The sequence below is a fragment of the Streptomyces sp. Act143 genome (assembly GCF_003143935.1).
Classification (GTDB): Bacteria; Actinomycetota; Actinomycetes; order Streptomycetales; family Streptomycetaceae; genus Streptomyces.
In genome coordinates this window covers 6,673,716-6,692,591 of the sequence record NZ_QFRX01000001.1, presented here as the reverse complement: position 1 = coordinate 6,692,591, position 18,876 = coordinate 6,673,716, and the positions used below count along the sequence as shown (strand labels likewise).

The following is an 18,876-nucleotide window of genomic DNA, read 5'->3' as shown; positions in this document are numbered from 1 at the left end:
ACAGCATGACCACCGACCTCGACCCGATCCCGCTGCCCGTCACCGCCGTCACCTGCCTGGAAGACCGGGCCCAGGTCGAGCGGTCCGCCCACCTCGACCTTCAGGCCGGTGTCCAGCGGCTGCGTCTCGGTCCGATCAGCGCCCTGGCGGTCGACCACACGCTCCACGCCGAGGTGACCGCCGACGGCGGGGCGACCGTCCTCGACGCCCGGATCGTGCGGGCCTGGACTCCGCGCGGCCCACTGCCCGGCGCCGACGACTCGGCTCTGCGCCTGCGCGTGCACGCCCTCACGGAGGAACGCTCGGCTCTCGAACGGCAGCGCGACCGGCTGCGTGCCCGCCTCGACCTGCTCTCCCGTCTCGCCGCCGACCTGTTGCGGGAGATCGGCGAGGGGGCCGGCCACGGCGAGACCGACACCGCACGCTGGACAGCTGAACTGGACCGGGTGGACGACGAGCGTGACACGCACGGCGAGCACCTGCGGACCGTCGAGGCCCGTCTCCAAGCCCTCGCCACCGAGCTCCACCAGGCCGAACACGCCGTCGAACTGTCGGAACGGCACCCGGCCGAACTGATCGGCCATGTCGAGCTGACCCTGGAGGCCGCCGTCGCGGGACCCGCCCGGCTGCGGCTGAGTCACCTCACCGCGTGCGCGCTGTGGCGCCCCGCCTATCGGGCGGTGCTGGACGGCCAGCACCTCACCCTCGAGACCGACGCCATGGTCTGGCAGCGCACCGGCGAGGACTGGACGGACGTACACCTGACGTTGTCCACGGCCCGTTCGGCGCTGGCCACCGAGCCGCCCCGGCTCACCCCGGACCGGCTGACGCTCACCGACCGCTCCCCCGCGGAGCGGCGCACGGTCGCCGTCGAACTGCGCGAGGAGGAGATCGCCGAGCTGGGCCCGCTCCCCGTGCTCGGCCTGCCCGGGGTGGACGACGGCGGTCGTACCCAGGTCCTGCGCTCCCCCGCCACCGTCCGCGTTCCCGCCGACGGCCGCGCACACCGCGTCCCGCTGTCCGTGGCCACGACGGTGGCGCGCAGCGAGTACGCCTGTTCCCCGGAGCTGTCCCCGCTCGTGACGCAGGTGGTGCGCTGCGACAACCCGGCGGGGCACGCGCTGCTGGCAGGCCCGGTGGACCTGGTCGGGGCGGCCGGGTACGGCGGCCGCGGCACGCTGGACTTCACCGCCCCCGGCGCACCCCTGGAGCTCGCCTTCGGCAGCCACGACGACTACCGGGTGCTGCGCCAGGTGGAGGAGTCCCGGGACTCCACCGCCCTGACCCAGCGCACCGTCGTCACCCGCACGGTGCGTCTGCACCTGTCCCGCTTCTCCGCCCCGGGAGCGGCGGGCGAGCAGGTGGTGACCGTACGGGAACGCATCCCGGTCTCCGAGGTGTCGGCTGTGGAGGTCCGGCTGCGCAAGGAGGCGTGTTCCCCGGCCCCGGACGCGGTAGACGCCGAGGGCATCGCCCGCTGGGACGTCGCCCTGCCCCCGGACGGCCGCCGCACGCTCACGCTCGTCTACGAACTCTCGGCGAGCGGCAAGGTCACCGGGCTCTGACTCCGGCACGGCGTGCGCCGGGCGGCCTCAGGGAGGCACCCGGCGCCCGCGTTCCCCACTGACCCGCCCCTCGGTCACGACTGCGACGGCGACTGCGGCTGCGGCTGCGGCTGCGGCTGCGGCTGCGGCTGGTCGACCAGGGCTAGTGCCTGCTCGGCGCTCTCCGACACCGGGACGGTGATGCTGACGCCGGTGAGATCCAGAATCCGGCGTACGGCGGGCATGGGCGCGATGATGTGCACGCTGCCGGGCAGGGTCCGCACTTCCTGGTAGACGCGCAGGATGATGTTCATGCCGGACGAGTCCATGAACGGCACGTCCGTGAGATCGAGCAGGAAGTGGCGTCGGCCGTGGTGCAGTTGGTTGGCCAGATGGTGCTGGAACTCGGTCGCTGTGTCGACGTCCAAGTAGCCCTGCACCTTGATCAGAGCCACGTCGTCCCGCAGCAGGGTGACCTCGACGGACAGGGGGTTCTGGGCAACGGACACGTGTACCTCCAACGACATGTACTACGGCCAGGCCTGGTGATGCTGACGCCTGCGGGTCGCGGCGTGCGCCGCGGATGCGCGCTTACCCGTGAATGCGCACGTCATGTCCCTTCCGCGGCGGGCTGTTCGACGTGCGCGGCGACACGTGACACGGTGGAGGGAGCCCAGAGGCCGTTCCCCGGCCGCCAACCCCCAGGAAAGGGGGCCCGAAAGATGGGCACTCGCCTCACCTTGAGTCCCGGCGGTTACGCCGCCACGCTGACCGTGGACGACGACATCGACGACCGCGCCCGGCCCGCCATCGAGAGCGCGGCCACCGGACTGCCGCTTTCCGTACGCCGGCTGACCCTCGACCTCGCCCGCGTGGACTTCGTGGACTCGGCGCTCCTCCACCTCCTCCTCTCGGTCGACGGTTCCGTCACCCGACGCGGCGGTCTGCTGCGGATCGTCGGTCTGCGGCCGCAGCCGCGCCGGCTGCTCACCCTCGCCGCAGACCTGTGTCCCGAGGGGCAGTGGGAGGTGTACCTGCGCTCCCCCAGCCCGAACTGACCGCCCCCGGCGCGCCGCGCCGGCGCGGTCCCGGGCCACCGGTGGGTACCTGGAAAATCACCCCGAATGCACCCGGGGCAGGCCGGGTATCCGCTGCTGTGGGCGCACGACAGCGGTTCACCATCCGTTCGCTACCGCACACCGCGTGACACAGCGCCCGGGACTTCACCGTCGTCCGAGCGCATGGAAGGCGGGCGAGGGCGATCCGCGTCGCGGGCGCCTGTGGGACGCATCGCCGGAAGTGCGCACTCCCGGCACACGCTCGTCGCTCCCGTGACCGGCGCGTCCCGCGGCTCCGCCAGGCCGCACGGGCCGCATCCGGCGCGGCGCGCCCTCTCGACACCGCCCGGGAGGGGCGGGACCCTTCACCCAAGGTATCGAAAGGCCGTTTGAAATGACACCAGACGCAACGATCCTCGCCCTCGGCCAGGACCGTCGGCCGCCTGCGGAGAGGCCCCGAGCCGTGGTCGAGCGGTGAGCCGGTCCGACCGTACGACCGCGGTGACGACCGCGGCGGCGGCCCGGGAGTACGCGCGGTCGGTCGTCCGGGAGATGTGGGACACGCCATCCCGCACGGCGCGCGAGGAAGACGTCGTCGATCTGCTGCTCGTCGTCTCCGAACTGGTCAGCAACGCCCTGCGGCACGGTGACGGCCTGGCCGCCTTCGAGGCCACCGCCACCCCGGACGGCGTCCGGCTCGCCGTCCACGACCACAGCGACCTCGTCCCCGACATCCACGGCTCCGGCGCCCTCCCCCTGGCGGGACACGGGCAGGGCTACGGCTGGCCGATCATCCTCCGCCTGGCGCGTGACATCGTGGTGCAGCGGCGCCCCGGCGGCGGCAAGACGATCAGCGTGCTGGTCCCGCTGCGCAGCCGGCCCTAGCCTCCTCACCAGGGCAGAAACACGTGGATGTCCTTGCCGTCCCGGGTCGTGACGACACTGACCTGGCTGCACAGCGAGTGGATCAGATACCAGCCGACCCCACCGTCTCCGTCGCGGTGGAAGGGGCGCGGGGCCGGCGGTGTGCTGCTGGTGTCGTGGACGACGACGTGGACGCCGTCGAAGGTCCTGCGCAGCCGCACCTCGAAGGGCCCCGGCGCGTACTGCACCGCGTTCGCGGTCAGCTCGGCGACGACCAGAAGGATGTCGTCCCAGTGCTCCGGCGCGGCCGGCGGCGCCACCCGCGCGAGATCGTCGAGGTAACGCTCGGTGTCGAGGCGGGCGTCGGTCACGTCGTGCAGTTCGCCCCGGTAGCGCCTGGCCTGCTCCAGGCTGTCCCCGGGCGCCGGACCTCCCTGCCAGTGGTGCTCGGTCGTCATCTCGCCTTTCCACCAGGAGCCGCGCCGCTGCCGACCCGACTCGCTTGTCCCTGCGGTTCTCTGTCTTCCCGAAGGCGGCGAGGCTACTCGTACGAAAGGCGACCGGACCCGCCCGTCTAGGCCACCCGGATGCCCACGACACAGGTGTCGTCGTCCGTGTCCGACCTGCTGTGGGTGAGCAGACGGTCCAACTGCTGTTCGAGGGCGGGCTGCAGCGTGCGCGCGGTGGTCAGCAGATGCGTCAGCGACTCCTCGACGGAGCGGTCTCGCCGTTCGATCAGGCCGTCCGTGTACATCAGCAGGGTGTCGTCGACGGCCAGTTGCATCTCCTGTTCCTCGTACGTCGCCTCCGGTACGGCGCCCAGCAGCATCCCCTTGACCAGCGGCAGCGGGGTCGCCTCGGTGCCGCGCACCAGGACCGGCGGCAGATGCCCGGCCCGGGCCCACCGCAGGCTGCGGCGCTCGGGATCGTACAGACCGCAGACCGCCGTGGCGGTGACGGCCCCGGTCAGATGGTGGGCCACCATGTTGAGCCAGGACAGCAGTTGGCCCGGTCCGGCACCGGTGACGGCGAGGCCGCGGAGCGCGTTGCGCAGCACGACCATGCTGGTGGCGGCCTCGATGCCGTGGCCGGCCACGTCCCCCACGCACAGCAGGACCAGCCCGGAGGGCAGGACGACGGCGTCGTACCAGTCGCCGCCGACCAACTGCTCGGTCTCGGCCGGCCGGTAGCGCACCGCCACCCGCAGTCCGGGCGCCTCCAGCGGGGCCTGCGCCGGCGGCATGATGGCGTGCTGCAACTGGAGCGTCAGCCGGTGGCGTTCGCTGGCTTGCTGCTCGGTGTGGGCGAGCTGGTCGCGGGTGGCGGCGAGCGCCACCTCCGTCCAGTGGTGGGCCGAGATGTCCTGGTAGGCGCCCCGTACCAGGTGCAGCCGGCCGTCGGAGTCGAGGACCGGCTCGGCGGCCACGCGCAGATGCCGGGTGACGCCGTCGGGCCGTTGCAGCCGGAAGGCCGTGGCCGCCGGCCGGTGGTGGTGCAGCAGGGTGCGCAGGAAGCGGCCGATGGCGACCGCGTCGTCCGGGTGGGCGTGGGCGGGCAGGTCCTCCAGCGGGATCGGGCCCAGGGAGGCCGGCTGGCCGTAGAGGTGGTAGAGCTGACCGTTCCAGGTGATCTCGCCGGTCAGGAGGTTCTCCTCGAAACCGCCGATCCGGCCCAGACGCTGGGCGTGCTGGAGCAGGTTGGCCAGGCGTGCCGTCTCGTCCTCTATGCGCCAGATGAGCAGGACGCTGCCACCGTGCCGGCTGACGCTGATGTCGGCGACCGCGGCCAGCGGCACGTCGCCCACCAGCGCGGTGAGCCGCATGCGCTGGGCGCGGAACGGCTCCCCCGTGGCGTGCACCCGCTCGACCTGTTCGAACAGTCCGCCGTCGCCGGCGGCCATCGGGTACGCCTCCAGGAGCAGCGCTCCGTTGACGACACCCCGCGGCCGGCCCGCGGGGTCCAGGAAGCGGGCGTTGACGTGGTGGATCCGGAAGTCGACGAGTTCGCCCCCCGCGTCGACATGCGGGACGAGGACCAGGGCGGGGTCGTGGAGTCCGTCGGCCAGGTCCATCAGCTCGGCGGCGTCGGGCAGGACGCGCGGGCCGCCGTCGGGACGGCGCAGGGCGTACGTCTCCAGGGTGTGCGCGCACAGCTCCGCCAGGGCCTCGATCTGGCGGACGATCTGCGGGGGCTGGGGTTCCAGCGAGGTGGGCCAGACGATCTCCAGGACGCCGTGGATCCGGCCCGCGGCGCCCGCGGGCATGGCGACCCGGCCGCCGTGCGGGAACTGGTGCTGGCCGACGGAGGGCAGACCGGTGTCGGACAAGGAGCCGATCCACTGACCGGTGCGGGCGGCCAGCCCGCGGCGCGCCACGGTGGTCACGCCCGGCGGTACGTGCCGCCAGCGCCCGGCTTCCGAGGCGGAGAACCCGGCGCTGCCCGCGAGGGTGAGCGAGCCGTCGGCGCCCAGGGCCCAGATCGCCACGGCCCCCGCCCCGAGCGGGGCCAGCGCGTGCGCCAGCAGGGAGTCGGCGACGGTCTGCGCGTCCTGGGCGGCCAGGGCGGCGCTCTCCGCGGAACGCAGTCCGACGGCGGACGAACCCTGACCCGCCGCGCCGGTTCCCTGGGACTGTCCCGTCGTGGCCGCGAGGAAGGCGGCCGTCACCTCCGAGAGCCGGTCGCGGGATGCCTGGTTGATCACCTCGACGGCGAACTCCAGCGGTGTCACACCCGCTTGTTCGGTGAGCTCCGCCAACTGGCGGGCGGCCTGCGCCGGACCGCAGCGCAGGCGTTCGACGAGGATGCCCTTGGCCAGTTCGATCAGGGCCCGCCCGTCCGCCTCCGCCTGGGCGGCGCGCACCTCGCGCCGCAGGCGCTCCACGGTCGACGCGAGCCGTCCGACGGGAGAGATCCGGGTGGCCGCCTCCTCGGTGTCGGCCGGGAGTGCCGCCGCGTCGTCTGCGCTGCGGGCGGCGGGCAGCGCGGCGGCCACCCGCCCGAAGGCCGGCTCCCCGGCGGTCGCGGAGGCGTCGGCGGGCTGCTCGCCGGTGCCGATGCCCGCGGGGTCGGGGGGCTGCTGGGGTCGGCTCACGATGACGCTGTTCCTCGCTTCGGACGTCCGGGGCGGGCTGCGGGCCCGCGGGGGCTGACGACGGCGCTGCCCGCTCTCATACGGGCAGCCAGCGCCGGACGCGGCCCAAGAGGTCGTCGGCGTCGACGGGCTTGGTGACGTAGTCGTTGGCGCCCGAGGCGAGGCTCTTCTCCTGATCGCCCGGCATCGCCTTCGCGGTGACGGCGATGATGGGCAGGTCGGCGTAGCGCGGCATCTGGCGGATCTCGGCGGTGGCGGCGTAGCCGTCCAGCTCCGGCATCATCACGTCCATCAGCACCAGCGAGATCTCGGGGTGGGCGAGCAGCATCTCGATGCCCTTGCGGCCGTTGTCGGCGTGCAGGACCTGGAAGCCCTGCAGCTCCAGCACGCCGCTGAGGGCGAAGAGGTTGCGCGCGTCGTCGTCGACGACGAGGACCGTGCGGCCCAGGAAGGAGTCGTCCAGTACCGGTGAAAGGGCCTGCTGGGGCTCCTCGGCGCGCACGAGCGGCAGCACGTCGCCGGGTTCCTCGGCGGACAGGTGCAGGGTGATCTGTTCGCGCAGCTCGTCCAGGCTGGACAGGAACGCCAGGGGGCGGCCGCCCGCGCGGGCTCGCAGGGCCTTCTCCCGCGCCAGGTCCACGCGCTGGCTGGTGTGGACGAGCACGGGCACGCTGCTCAGCGCCGAGTCGCCCTGCATGGCCTCCAGCAGCTGTGCGCCCTCGTCGTCGGGCATGCCGAGTTCCAGCACGACGCAGTGGCAGGGCTCGGCGGCGAGCGCCGCGGCCGCCTCCTGGGCGCCGACGGCGGTGATGATGTCGATCGTCCCGCGCGCGTCGTCGGAGGGGTGCGCGATGTCCGTGGCCGCGCGCTCGGCGACCAGCGTGAGCAGTCCGCGCAGCCGCTCCTCCACCACGAGCAGGCGGCGCCTGCGGTGCTCATGCGCCCCGGGGGAACCGGCCGGCGCCTTGGAGATGGCGGCCTCGTCCGGCTGTTCCGGCGACCGGCCGCTGCCGAGCACCTCCTCGAAGTCGGCCCGGGCCACGGGCAGGTACAGCGTGAAGGTGCTGCCCTGGCCGGGTGTGCTGTCGACGGTGACGGCCCCGCCGAGCAGGTGCGCGATCTCCCGGGTGATCGACAGTCCCAGGCCGGTGCCGCCGTACTTGCGGCTGGTGGTTCCATCGGCCTGCTGGAACGCGCCGAAGATCGTCTCCAGTTGCTGCTGCGGAATGCCGATGCCGGTGTCCTTCACCCGGAAGGCGACGATCGGCCCGCCACGCAGGACGCCCAGCGGGACCTCCCGGTCGGCGGCGGGTTCGATGCGCAGTTCCACGCCCCCCTGCTCGGTGAACTTCACCGCGTTCGACAGCAGGTTGCGCAGGATCTGGCGCAGCCGGGAGTCGTCGGTGAGCAGGTCGGCGGGGGTGCCCGGGGCGGTGGCCACCGTGAAGTCGAGGCTCTTCTGGGTCGTCATCGGGCGGAACGTGGCCTCGACGTACTCCAGGAGTTTGCGCAGCGGGACGCGCTCGGGGGCGACGTCCATCTTTCCCGCCTCGACCTTCGACAGATCGAGGATGTCGTTGATCAGTTGCAGCAGGTCGGAGCCCGCCGAGTGGATGATGCCCGCGTACTCGACCTGCTTCTGGGTGAGGTTGCGCGAGGGGTTCTGGGCCAGCAACTGGGCCAGGATCAGCAGGCTGTTGAGCGGGGTGCGCAGCTCGTGGCTCATGTTGGCCAGGAACTCCGACTTGTACTTCGACGCCAGTGCCAGTTCCTGGGCGCGGGTCTCCAGTTCCTGGCGCGCCTGCTCGATCTCCAGGTTCTTGGCCTCGATGTCACGGTTCTGCGAGGCCAGCAGGGATGCCTTCTCCTCCAGTTCTGCGTTGGAGCGCTGGAGTTCGTCCTGCTGGGTCTGCAACTCCTCGGAGCGAGACTGCAGTTCGGCGGTCAGCCGCTGGGACTCGTCCAGCAGCTCGTCGGTGCGGGCGTTGGCCACGATGGTGTTGAGGTTGACGCCGATGGTGGGCATCAACTGGGCCAGGAAGTCCTGGTGGATCTGGGTGAAGGGGATGACGGACGCCAGCTCGATGACGCCGAGGACCTGCTCCTCCACCACGATCGGCAGCACCATCAGGGCGCTGGGCACGGCCTGCCCGAGGCCGGAGGAGATGGTCACGTAGCCCGGCGGCAGATCGTCCACGGCGATGGCCCGCCGGCTGCGGGCGGCCTGCCCCACCAGCGAGCGTCCCACGGGGATGCGTACGGGCCGGTCGGCGTCGTCGGGCCAGCCGTAGGCGCCCACCAGCCGCAGCTCGGGTCCGCTCTCGGTGTCCTCCGCGAGGTAGAAGGCGCCGTACTGGGCGGTGACGAGCGGCGTGAGCTCGTCCATGATCAGTTCGGCGACGACCGGCAGGTCCCGGTGGCCCTGCATCAGGCCGGAGATGCGGGCGAGGTTCGTCTTGAGCCAGTCCTGCTCCTGGTTGGCCCGGGTGGTCTCGCGCAGGGACTCCACCATGGAGTTGATGTTGTCCTTGAGCTCGGCGACCTCGCCCGAGGCCTCCACGGTGATGGAGCGCGTCAGGTCGCCCTCAGCGACGGCGCTGGCGACCTCCGCGATCGCCCGCACCTGCCGGGTGAGGTTCCCGGCCAGCTCGTTGACGTTCTCCGTGAGGCGCTTCCAGGTGCCCTCGACGCCTTCCACCTCGGCCTGGCCGCCCAGCCGGCCCTCACTGCCCACCTCACGGGCGACGCGGGTGACCTCGGCGGCGAACGACGACAGCTGGTCGACCATCGTGTTGATGGTGGTCTTCAGCTCCAGGATCTCGCCGCGGGCGTCGACATCGATCTTCTTCGACAGGTCACCGTTGGCCACGGCCGTCGTCACCAGGGCGATGTTGCGGACCTGGCCGGTGAGGTTGTTGGCCATGGAGTTGACGTTGTCCGTCAGGTCCTTCCATGTGCCGGCCACGTTCGGCACGTGTGCCTGTCCCCCGAGCCGGCCCTCGGTGCCGACCTCGCGGGCGACCCGGGTGACCTCGTCGGCGAACGCGGACAGGGTGTCGACCATGGTGTTGATGACGTCGGCCAGGGCGGCGACCTCACCCTTGGCCTCGACGGTGATCTTCTGTGACAGATCACCGCGGGCGACCGCGGTGGCCACCTGGGCGATGGAGCGGACCTGGCCGGTCAGGTTCGAGGCCATCACGTTGACGTTGTCCGTCAGGTCCTTCCAGGTCCCCGACACACCGCGGACGATCGCCTGGCCGCCGAGATTGCCCTCGGTGCCGACCTCCCGGGCGACCCGGGTGACCTCGTCGGCGAACGCGGACAACTGGTCGACCATCGTGTTGATGGTGTTCTTCAACTCCAGGATCTCGCCCCGCGCATCGACCGTGATCTTCTGCGAGAGGTCGCCCTGCGCGACCGCGGTGGCCACCTGGGCGACATTGCGGACCTGCGCGGTGAGATTGCCTCCCATGAAGTTCACGGAGTCCGTGAGATCCCGCCAGGTGCCCTTGACGCCCTTGACGTCGGCCTGGCCGCCCAGCCGGCCCTCGGTGCCGACCTCCCGGGCGACCCGGGTGACCTCGTCGGCGAACGCGGACAACTGGTCGACCATCGTGTTGATGGTGTTCTTCAACTCCAGGATCTCGCCCCGCGCATCGACCGTGATCTTCTGCGAGAGGTCGCCCTGCGCGACCGCGGTCGTCACCTGGGCGACATTGCGGACCTGCGCGGTGAGGTTGCCCGCCATGAAGTTGACGGAGTCGGTCAGGTCCCGCCAGACACCGCCGACACCGGGCACCTGGGCCTGACCGCCCAGCCGGCCCTCGCTGCCGACCTCGCGGGCCACCCGGGTGACCTCGTCGGCGAACGCGGACAACTGGTCGACCATCGTGTTGACGGTCTCCTTCAGCTGGAGGATCTCGCCGCGTGCGGGCACGTCGATCTTCTGCGACAGGTCGCCCTTGGCCACCGCGGTCGCCACCTGGGCGATGTCACGCACCTGTGTGGTGAGGTTGCCCGCCATGGCGTTGACCGAGTCGGTCAGGTCGGCCCAGGTGCCGGAGACGCCCGGCACCTCGGCCTGGCCGCCCAGGGTGCCCTCGGTGCCCACCTCACGGGCCACGCGCGTGACTTCGGAGGTGAACAGCGACAACTGGTCCACCATGCCGTTGAAGACCGTGGCGATGTCACCGAGCAGGCCCTCGCCGTCGCACGGCAGCCGGGTGCCGAAGTCACCGTCCCGGACGGCGGTCAGCCCCGCCAGCAGCTGCCGCAGCTCCGGCTCACCCGGGGACCGGTCCACGGCCTCGATCGTCTTGCCGGTCATCCGCACCCTCGTTCCGCTCCCCAAGAGCCCCCACTCCGAGGACTCGGAACCGCGCCGGGCCGTGACCGGCCCCGCCACCGTCCGCGTTTCCGCTCTTCACGGCCGCGCACGATGAGGAAATCCGGTGAAGGTTAACTCAGTTGTCACGCGACAACCAAAGCCTGACCGGAGCCTCCCGACTGCCCGCATCCCGTGCCGCCGAAACGGCATGACCAAGCATCTCCTGGGCACTGGGAAAAGTTTGCCTCCGCGGTCCTCGGGTCACTCCTCGAGAGCCCTCTCAAGGTTCGGGTGGCAGGGAACGATGAGATCGAGCCCGACCAGCTGCACCGTGCGCAGCACCGCACCTCGTACGCCCACGAGCCGGAGCCAGCCCCGTGCGGCCACGGTGGCCTGATGGGCGGCGATCAGGGCGTTGACCCCGCTGGAGTCCATGAACGCCACCTGGGTCAGATCGACGACGACCCGGGGCGCGGTGCTGACGTCCACCGGCGGCAGGGCCCGGGCCAGGGCGCCCACGCTGTGGTGGTCCACCTCGCCGTCGAGACTGAGCACCGTGACGCCGTCGGCGTCGGTCCGGGCCACGGACAGACGGCCGTGACCCGCTGCTTTCTGGTTCTCTGCCACTCGCGTCCTCTGCATGCTCGGTGGGGCCGGGCCACGCCTTCGTTGCCAACGCTGCCCCGTCACCGGGTGCACGATGCCTGTCGACGGGCTCGTTCGTGAAGGTGCGGCACAGGACTAACACGGGAATTCAGGGGTAGGCGCGCGCTCATGAACGGGGTACCGCAGACCGCCGTCCTGGAGCCCGTCCCGCGCAAGGAGTGTTCCTGGATGTCGGAAGAAGCGCCGGTCGAGACAGCCGTGGCCCTGGACGGGGCGGTCGGCTGCATCGCCGACGCGAGGGCCAGGACGGCGGAGTTCCTGGCACGCGCTCACTCCGAGCACGGTCTGCCGGTGTCGGCACGCGCTCTGGACCTGGCGCAGCTGGTGGTCAGCGAGCTGGTCACCAACGCCCTGAAGTACGCGCCCGGGCCGGTCATGCTGGAGCTGCGCGCCGCCGAGGAATGGCTGGACATCACGGTGTGGGACACCGATCCGGCGCTTCCGGCGGCACGGACCGCCGATGCCGGGAGAGTGGGGCAGCACGGACTGGAGATCGTCATGGCCGTGGTCCACGGCTTCGAGGCGCATCGGGAGCCCGTCGGCAAACGGATCACCGCGCGGCTCACCCTGCTCGACCGTGCGGTGCCGGGCCTCGGCGGCTGACACGGCTCCGCGGACCGGGACGACGGGGCGTCTTCCGGCGCCGCCGTGTGGTGCGCGGCGGCGACGCGCGTAGGTTCCGCACGACAAACGCTGCCGGGCGGGACCATTCGTCCGTCCGGCATGTGTCCCTACGATGGCTCGGGTGCGGTGCTTGCCAGGCGACGCTCCGGGTACCGCGTTTGGATGAGGGTGGTATTCGTATGCGCAGGCGATCGCTGAAAGCTGCCGGGTCGTGAGTCGACTCGGCGGCTTCGGACACGACCAGCCGGGCGGCGCGGGCAGCCCGGGCGAGAAGGCTCTGTCCCTGGCACTGGAGATGTCCGATGCCGTGGACGGGCTGTCGCACCTGTGGTCGGTGGCCGGGCAGGAGGCGAGCATGCGGCTGTCGGCGCACCAGTTGCGGGCCCTGCGCATTCTGGAGTCGGGACCGGGACTCAACCTCACCGCCCTGGCAGAGGCCATGGAGATAGGGCTGCCGACCGCGAGCCGGCTGTGCGACCGCCTGGAGGCGGCCGGTCTGCTGGAACGCGTGCTGCACCCGCGCAAGAGGCGCGAGGTCCAGCTCCACCTCACCGGTCACGGCCGGCAGGTACTGGTGGAGGTGGCCGTGCGCAGGTCGCGTGCGCTCGCCGTGGTCCTGGCGGCGATGGAACCGGACGAGCGTGAGGCGTTGAGCCGGGGCATGCGGGCCTTCCTGTCGGCTCAGGAGGGCGAACAGGGCGGCGCCGCCGCCGGCTCCTGAGGCCCCCGGCACCGGCCCCCGGCCCGGTCAGCGGGGTCGGCCGTTCCAGTCCAGGCAGACGACGGCCGCGTCGGCCGCCAGCTCGCTGCTGCCGTGGTGCTCGATCAGCCCGGCGACGACCGCGCGGGCGGCCTCGTGCGTCGGAGCGGCACGGGTCGCGCTGAGGATCTGGCGCAGCACCCGCTCACCGAAGAGATCGCCCGCGGCGGAACGGGTGCCGTGCACACCGGTGCTGACCACGATGAGACGGTCGCCGGGCTCGACCTGGAACGTCTGCTCGTCGTAGAGGCTCTCCTCGAACATCCCCAGCGGAAGCTGCGCCTCCAGTTCGATCCTCTCGGTGTGCCGGGCGCGCTGGCGGAACAGCTGGGGCGATCCCGCGTCCACCGCGTGGACCGTGCCGGTGGCCAGGTCGAACTCCAGCAGGAGGGTGGAGGCGTACTTCTTCCCGCCGTACTGGGCGTACACGGCTTGGTCGGCCAGGCTCGCCTGGTCGGCGAGCGACACGCCGGCGCGGCGGGCGTTGCGCAGGGCGGCGACCGTGAGATTGGTGAGCAGGGACGCCTCGATGCCGTGCCCCATGCCGTCGGTCACGGTGAGGACCAGGTGGTCGGCGCCCGCGGACCAGTCGAAGTTGTCGCCGCCGATGGCGTACGCGGGTTCCAGGTGGGCGCTCAGGGTGAACTCCTCGCGGGCGCAGCCGCGTCCCGGCAGCAACTGCCACTGCATCTCGGCCGCCAGGGTGAGACGGCGGGTGCGGCGGGCCAGCACGAAGAGGTCGGTGTCCCGCCCGGCGGTGACGACCTCGTGGCCGAGTGCCGTCGCGAAGTCGGCGAGCTGGAGCACGATGTCGGGGGTGGCGGCTTGTGCCGGCAGTCGGACGGTCAGGACGCCGACGCGGTCGCCGCGCACGGTGACCGGCAGATGCACCTGGTGGCCGGCGGGCGGGTCGACGACTTCGATGACCGGGCTCTGTTCGAGGAAGGCCCTGCCCTGCGGGCCGTCGTGGGCGGAGACCGGGGCGCCGGTGTCCGGCAGGTCGGACACCGGCTGGAGGGCGGAGAGGCCGTAGTCGGCGAGCAGGAGGGTCACGTCCCGGGCTCCCACCCGCTCGGCGAGGACCCGGCGGGCAGTGGCGACCAGCCGGTGCGGGGCAGCCGCACGCAGCCGGGCCTCCACGGAGGGAAGGGGTTCAGAGGCATTCACGGCAGCCGCCCTCTCGCCTGGTGGCCTTCACGCTACCCGAGGGGGTCCGGCCGCAGCAGGTTCACGCCGGAAGGGGCCGGCTGCGCGCGAACGTGCGCCTCACTGCCCGGCCGGTGAAACGGTGTGGCACAGCAGCAGGCAGATGTCGTCGTCGCGTTCGGAGTCGTGCAGGAGGGGCTTGAGCAGGGCGTCCGCCGCGGCCTGCGGGTCCTGCTCCAGTTCCGGGCCGCTCAGGCCGCCCAGGGCCTGGCCGAGGCGCTCTATGCCCGCGTCGATGCCGCGCGCCCGCCGCTCGACCAGGCCGTCGGTGTACAGCACGAGAGAGGACCCGACGGGCAGGTCGACGCGGTGGTCGGTGTACACGAAGGGCATCGGGATGCCCAGCATCACGCCGGGCCGGGTCTCCAGCACCCGCACCGACCCGTCCGCGCCACGCACCACGGCCGGGGGGTGTCCGGCCGAGGCCCAGACGACTTCCGGATCGCCCGGCCGGAACCGGGCGATCATCGCGGTGGCGTACAGCTCCGGTTGCAGGTGGCCCAGCATGCGGTGCAGGCGCGTGAGGATCTCTCCGGGGCTGTCGTTCTCCACCGCGTAGGCGCGCAGCGCGGTGCGCAGCTGGCCCATGACGACGGCGGCGTGCAGTCCGTGGCCGGTGACGTCGCCTATGACGGCGAGCAGGCTGCCGTCGGGCTGGAGGAAGGCGTCGTACCAGTCCCCGCCGATGTTCAGGCCCCGGGTGGCGGGCAGGTAGCGCGCGGCCAGCAGCAGACCGGGCAGGGTCGGCAGTTGGGTGAGCTGGGCGCGCTGGAGGGCCTCTGCGGTGTCGCGGTACTGCTCGTAGCGGCGGGCGTTGTCCAGGGCCACACCGACGCGGCGGGCGAGTTCGACCAGCATGACGCTGGTGTCCGGGTCGAACCGGGGGCCGGGGGCGGTGAGGGTGAGGACGCCCAGCAGACGCCGGGCCGCGAGCGGGATGGCCAGCAGCGGCCGGTCCGGGGACAGCGCGGACGCCGGGAGGTCGTCGACACCGGGCAGCGCGCCGGGGTGGGCGGCGGCGTGCTGCGGCCGGCCGGTGCGGGCCGCGGTCACCGCGGCGGCGGCGTGCTGCCGTACCCGCTGTGGACGGTCGTCGTCGTTGTGTTCCTGCCCGTCGTTGCGCTCCTGCCCGTCGTCGAAGAGCCAGACGTCGAGGTGGTCCGCGTAGTCCGGTACGAGCAGATCGGCGAGGCTGCGCAGGATGGCGGCCGGATTGAGAGATGCCGTGATGGCGGCACTGGCGTCCGTGAGGAAGGTCAGCAGGCGCCGGGCCCGCTCGGCTTCGGCGCGGGCGGCCCGCTCGGCTTCGAGGAGCTCGCGCTGGGCCCGGGAAGCGGCTTCCAGGTCGGTGTGCAGGGCCAGGACACCCTGGTTGGTCTGGTGCAGCTCCTCGCGGTGCAGGTGCAGCAGGCGTTCTTGTTCGTCGAGGAGGTTCAGGACGGCCGCGGTGTGCTCGTCGGAGTGCAGCAGGGCCGCCGTGAGCGGTGTGCCCGCGTCGAGGGTGGGCTCGGCCGGCCGGGGCAGCGGACAGGTGAGGACGGGCTCGTCCGCGGGGTCCGCTGCCATCGAGGCGACCGGTCGCACGGTGACGTCGAGCCGACCGGCCTCTCCCCCGGCAGCCTGCCGGATGCGGGGCAGGAGTTCCCAGTCGCCGTGCCGTTCGAGGCAGCGGCGCAGCAGCGCCGTCAGCGAGGTGAGGAAGCGGGCCCGTTCCACCGGCGGGACCTCGGCGGCGGTGACGACGCGGTCGAGGGCGGCCCGGGCCTCGGCCGCGTCGGCGACCGAGGTGATCTTCCAGACGTCTGGGGTCGCGGTCATGGACGTCCGTCCAGGTCGGGGGCCAGTACGGCCACGGTGGTGTCGTCACGCAGCGGTCGCGCGGCACTGCTGCCGTCACGCAGGACGACGGCGGCCGTCACGGCCGGGTCGTGGCCGAGCAGGCGGGCGTCGTGCGGAGGGATCCAGCGGCTGGGGAGACCGTCGCTGTGCAGGATGAGCAGGCTGTCGGGCCGCCAGGCCGATGCGTGGCGCGGGACCGTCGCGGGAAAGTGGGCGCCGACGATGCCGGGGTGCGAGACGAGGGGCCGCCACTCGCCGTCGGCCCGGAGCCGGGCGCCGATGTTGCCCACTCCGGCGAACGACAGCCGCTGGGTGTCCTCGTCGAGCTGGGCGATGCCGACGGCCGCGCCGCGGGTGGGGCGCAGGGCGGTGTGCAGGTGCCGCAGGATGTCGGCCGGCGGCAGGTCGGCCCGCCGGTGCAGTTCGGTCACGGCGGCGGTGGACGCCTCGGCGGCCTTCGCGCCGTGGCCGAGCCCGTCCGCGAGCATCAGGGTGATCCGGGGGCCGGAGCGCACCCAGGCGAAGGCGTCCCCGGAGTACTCGTCGTGGGCGAGGGAGGCGTTGATGCCGCCGGCCCGGGTGCCCGTGCCCGTGGCGGCCGGTCGTCGGCGGGAGGGCAGACGCGCCGCGGCCGGGCCCATCCGCGCCACGGCGACGGTGCCCTGTCCCGGGCGGCTGTGCAGGTCGAAGTCGTCGGCCAGGCGGCGGCAGGTGCCCAGGCCCGCCCCCAGGGAGGAGGTGACGGTGGTGTAGCCGTCGCGCAGGGCCGCCTGGACGTCGGCGATGCCGGGTCCGTGGTCGAGTGAGGTGATCTGCACACGGTACGCGGGATCGGCGAGGGTGGCGGCGGGCCCGGTCAGGTTGATCACGATGCGGCCGCCGCTGGCGTGCTTGACGAGGTTGGTCGCCAGCTCGGTGGCCACCAGCGCCGCGGCGGCCGTGGAGCGGGCGTCCAGTCCGGCGGCGCCGCAGGCGCTCTCGGCCGCGACGCGGACGTCGCGGACGCGGGTGGTTTCGGGGACGGGGACGTCCCAGACCCTGCTCACCGCGCCCCCGGGCGGGGCGCCGGAAAGCCGGTGACCCATTCGGTGATGGTGACGGTGGTGCCCAGGCCCGGACGGGTGTCCAGGACGAAGTCCTGGACGAGCCGCTTGGCACCGCTCAGGCCCATGCCCAGCCCGCCGCCGGTGGTGTAGCCGTCGGTCAGGGCCAGGTCGACGTCCCGGATGCCCGGGCCGTTGTCGACGAAGGACAGCCGCAGTCCGCGGCGCGCCCCGTTCCCCAGCGTCGTGATCTCCACATGCCCTCCGCCGCCGTGGACGAGGGTGTTGCGGGCCAGCTCGCTGGCCGCCGTCACCAGCTTCGTCTGCTGGACCAGCCCGAAGCCGAGGTCTGCGGCGCACTGCCGCACATGCTGGCGCAGCCAGGCGAGGTCGGCGTCCGAGCCGATGGGCAGGCGTGGGGTCGGGGTGAGCGGAGCATGCATCACGCACCCCCTTCCGGAAGAGCGGGCCGGGCCGCCGAGGGAGCGCGGCCCAACAGGGCCAGGGCCCTGTCGACGTCCAGTGCCGTGACCAGGCCGGGCAGGGTGAGGCCCAGCTCCACCAGGGTGATGGCCACGGCCGGGCGCATGCCGGCCAGGACCGTCCGGGTGGCCAGCAGGCGGGCGCTCGCGGCGATCTCGGCCAGGATGCGACCGAGGAAGGAGTCGACGATCTCCACGCCCGACAGGTCGATCACGACGCCGCCCACCGGCACCGGGCTGTTCGCGATGCGCTGGGTGATGTCGTACTGGAGTTGTTCGGCCGCCCCGTCGTGCAGGTCTCCCCGCAGGGTGACCAGGAGGATGTCTCCCAACGCCAGGACCGGCACCGGCTCCGGGTGGATGGCGGGGAAGTCGGTCACCGTGAGTCCACTCCGGCCGTCGGGCGGGCGGAGACGGCGATGCCCTGCTGGGTGAGCGCGTAGGCCAGGGCGTCGGCGAGCCCGGCCCGGGTGAGGATCGAGCCGAGATCGATGCCGAGGTGGACGATGGTCTGCGCGATGGCGGGACGGATGCCGGAGACGATGCACTCCGCGCCCATCAGCCGGGCGGCGGCCACGGTCTTCATCAGGTGCTGGGCGACGAGCGAGTCGACGGTCGGCACGCCGGTGATGTCGAGGATGGCGTACCGGGCCCGCCGTTCGACGATCGCCTCCAGCAGGCTCTCCATGACGACCTGGCTGCGGGAGCTGTCCAGGGTCCCGATCAGGGGGACGGCGACGACGCCTTCCCACAGTTCGATGACCGGGGTGGCCACCTCCAGCAGCTGCTGGCGCTGTCGGGCGATCAGTTCCTCGCCGGCGTTGATCGTCGTCTCCAGGACCACCAGCCGGAGCGTGCCCATCAGGACCGTCAGTTCCAGCAGGCAGGCGTGCATGCGCTCGTCGGCGGGGTCCTCGAACTCGGCCCGCAGCAGCGCGACCACGGGGGCGCGCAGTCCCGCCACCTCGCGGGCGATCTGTGAGGGGTTGTACCCGGCCTGGGTGCGGGCGATGGTCATACGGCCCAGCTGGTCCCTGACGGTGTCGAAGCCGGGGGCCTCGATGTCCTCCAGCCGGCCGGAGCGGGCCACATCGGCCAAGGCCTCCACCACCGCCCGGCCCGCCTCGACGGCCTCGTCCCGGGAGACGGTGAAGACATTGCTGAACAGGGCGGCGTCCGCCCATCGATGGGCGATCTGCTCACGGCGTCGCTTCAGGAACTCACTGAGCTGCTCTGCCACTTCGGGGGCCGTTTCGTGCTCCACCACGTAGATCTTCTTCCTGTCGAGCGCCCCTGCGGCCGACCGTACGGCAAGCCATCAGAGAATTATTGCCGTATGGCAAACGTTATCGCGGGGGCGCGGGGCAAA

General features: G+C 72.4%; 16 protein-coding genes. 5 read left to right on the top strand and 11 right to left on the bottom strand.

What is annotated here, in order from left to right:
- The first annotated feature begins 5 nt into the window (after window positions 1–5).
- On the top strand, window positions 6–1,565 hold the full coding sequence (locus DI272_RS30665) for a mucoidy inhibitor MuiA family protein (RefSeq protein WP_109498434.1): 1,560 nt from the start codon (window positions 6–8) through the stop codon (window positions 1,563–1,565).
- Between the two features lie 74 nt (window positions 1,566–1,639).
- Here DI272_RS30665 and DI272_RS30660 read toward each other — a convergent pair whose 3' ends face one another.
- Window positions 1,640–2,053 (bottom strand): STAS domain-containing protein, encoded by a 414-nt coding sequence (locus DI272_RS30660; RefSeq protein ID WP_109498433.1) that lies wholly within the window; start codon window positions 2,051–2,053, stop codon window positions 1,640–1,642.
- A gap of 213 nt (window positions 2,054–2,266) precedes the next feature.
- On the opposite strand from DI272_RS30660, the gene DI272_RS30655 reads away from it, so the two are divergent.
- Together DI272_RS30655 and DI272_RS30650 are read left to right on the top strand one after the other, a co-directional pair.
- Window positions 2,267–2,602 carry an STAS domain-containing protein gene (locus tag DI272_RS30655; RefSeq protein ID WP_181387365.1) on the top strand — a complete coding sequence of 112 codons (336 nt, stop codon included), beginning with the start codon at window positions 2,267–2,269 and terminating at the stop codon, window positions 2,600–2,602.
- Between the two features lie 474 nt (window positions 2,603–3,076).
- On the top strand, window positions 3,077–3,487 hold the full coding sequence (locus DI272_RS30650) for an ATP-binding protein (RefSeq protein ID WP_109498431.1): 411 nt from the start codon (window positions 3,077–3,079) through the stop codon (window positions 3,485–3,487).
- Window positions 3,488–3,492: 5 nt separating this feature from the next.
- Here the strand turns inward: DI272_RS30650 and DI272_RS30645 are convergent, their stop codons facing one another.
- From DI272_RS30645 to DI272_RS30630, 4 genes are all read right to left on the bottom strand, one after another.
- Window positions 3,493–3,924 carry an ATP-binding protein gene (locus tag DI272_RS30645; RefSeq protein ID WP_109498430.1) on the bottom strand — a complete coding sequence of 144 codons (432 nt, stop codon included), beginning with the start codon at window positions 3,922–3,924 and terminating at the stop codon, window positions 3,493–3,495.
- 116 nt (window positions 3,925–4,040) lie between these two features.
- Complete coding sequence (locus tag DI272_RS30640; RefSeq protein ID WP_258314730.1) at window positions 4,041–6,557, bottom strand: SpoIIE family protein phosphatase; 2,517 nt, start codon at window positions 6,555–6,557, stop codon at window positions 4,041–4,043.
- 76 nt (window positions 6,558–6,633) lie between these two features.
- Complete coding sequence (locus tag DI272_RS30635) at window positions 6,634–10,887, bottom strand: HAMP domain-containing protein (protein ID WP_109498429.1); 4,254 nt, start codon at window positions 10,885–10,887, stop codon at window positions 6,634–6,636.
- Window positions 10,888–11,148: 261 nt separating this feature from the next.
- Window positions 11,149–11,514 carry an STAS domain-containing protein gene (locus tag DI272_RS30630; protein WP_258314729.1) on the bottom strand — a complete coding sequence of 122 codons (366 nt, stop codon included), beginning with the start codon at window positions 11,512–11,514 and terminating at the stop codon, window positions 11,149–11,151.
- A 207-nt stretch (window positions 11,515–11,721) separates the two neighbouring features.
- On the opposite strand from DI272_RS30630, the gene DI272_RS30625 reads away from it, so the two are divergent.
- Window positions 11,722–12,156, top strand: a complete 435-nt coding sequence (locus tag DI272_RS30625) for an ATP-binding protein (RefSeq protein ID WP_109501132.1) — start codon at window positions 11,722–11,724, stop codon at window positions 12,154–12,156.
- 232 nt (window positions 12,157–12,388) lie between these two features.
- Window positions 12,389–12,898, top strand: a complete 510-nt coding sequence (locus tag DI272_RS30620) for a MarR family winged helix-turn-helix transcriptional regulator (protein ID WP_109498427.1) — start codon at window positions 12,389–12,391, stop codon at window positions 12,896–12,898.
- Window positions 12,899–12,925: 27 nt separating this feature from the next.
- On the opposite strand, the gene DI272_RS30615 is transcribed toward DI272_RS30620, so the two are convergent.
- From DI272_RS30615 to DI272_RS30590, 6 genes are all read right to left on the bottom strand, one after another.
- On the bottom strand, window positions 12,926–14,104 hold the full coding sequence (locus DI272_RS30615; RefSeq protein ID WP_109498426.1) for a PP2C family protein-serine/threonine phosphatase: 1,179 nt from the start codon (window positions 14,102–14,104) through the stop codon (window positions 12,926–12,928).
- Between the two features lie 99 nt (window positions 14,105–14,203).
- Window positions 14,204–15,961 (bottom strand): PP2C family protein-serine/threonine phosphatase, encoded by a 1,758-nt coding sequence (locus DI272_RS30610; RefSeq protein WP_109498425.1) that lies wholly within the window; start codon window positions 15,959–15,961, stop codon window positions 14,204–14,206.
- Complete coding sequence (locus DI272_RS30605) at window positions 15,958–17,067, bottom strand: ATP-binding SpoIIE family protein phosphatase (protein ID WP_258314728.1); 1,110 nt, start codon at window positions 17,065–17,067, stop codon at window positions 15,958–15,960. Before DI272_RS30605 ends, DI272_RS30610 begins: the two co-directional genes overlap by 4 nt.
- The gene (locus DI272_RS30600; RefSeq protein ID WP_109498424.1) at window positions 17,025–17,468 is read right to left on the bottom strand and encodes an ATP-binding protein; all 444 of its coding nucleotides are present in this window, start codon (window positions 17,466–17,468) and stop codon (window positions 17,025–17,027) included. The genes DI272_RS30605 and DI272_RS30600 overlap by 43 nt, the downstream gene beginning before the upstream one ends.
- Window positions 17,468–17,887 (bottom strand): STAS domain-containing protein, encoded by a 420-nt coding sequence (locus DI272_RS30595; protein ID WP_109498423.1) that lies wholly within the window; start codon window positions 17,885–17,887, stop codon window positions 17,468–17,470. Before DI272_RS30595 ends, DI272_RS30600 begins: the two co-directional genes overlap by 1 nt.
- Window positions 17,884–18,780, bottom strand: a complete 897-nt coding sequence (locus DI272_RS30590; protein WP_109498422.1) for an STAS domain-containing protein — start codon at window positions 18,778–18,780, stop codon at window positions 17,884–17,886. The genes DI272_RS30595 and DI272_RS30590 overlap by 4 nt, the downstream gene beginning before the upstream one ends.
- Window positions 18,781–18,876: the final 96 nt, after the last annotated feature.